The sequence below is a fragment of the Rosenbergiella sp. YN46 genome, from assembly GCF_036620675.1.
Lineage (GTDB): Bacteria > Pseudomonadota > Gammaproteobacteria > Enterobacterales > Enterobacteriaceae > Jejubacter.
In genome coordinates, this window is sequence record NZ_JAZHEE010000165.1 from 1 (window position 1) to 529 (window position 529).

Below are 529 nucleotides of genomic sequence, written 5' to 3' on the forward strand. Positions count from 1 at the left end.
AAACAATACGATGAATTTGTGACCGAGTTAGGAGAGAATCTGGGCAAGGTGGATGTATCACTAGGTCTTCAAATAATGAACCTTCAAAGAAAATTTACTGATACTACCCTAAAAGTAGAGTTACGAATATGTTATCGTCCAGGAACAGATCTTGAAAAAAAGCAACTAGAACTTGACAATTACTTTGCTTGTATTTCAACCACATATGTCAGAAAACAACATGGTATCCCTGATTGCGAAGACGTTCTTAAGGTAGAGTGCCTGACTGATCTGGATACAGTTTACAAAATATCAAAAGATCCTGATGTAATTTCTATTCATGGGACAGCATCATTAGGTTCCTACTAGAGATTGATATCAAATTCTTTTTCTTACTCCTAGCTTTTGACCTTAGTCTTGTTTTGCAACACGGACACATTATCTCTGATGTGGAGAAGAATAATGCACATAAAGAACACCACCTTTGTCCCATTTTGTATCTTAAGTTACTAGGAAATGACATACGCTTAAACCTAATACATAATCCACT

The 529-nt window shown here is 35.7% G+C and carries 1 protein-coding gene; it reads left to right on the forward strand.

The features are described from left to right. A partial coding sequence (locus tag V3W49_RS23060; RefSeq protein ID WP_500148313.1) for a hypothetical protein occupies positions 1–348 on the forward strand: 348 nt, incomplete at its 5' end. Between the last annotated feature and the right edge of the window lie 181 nt (positions 349–529).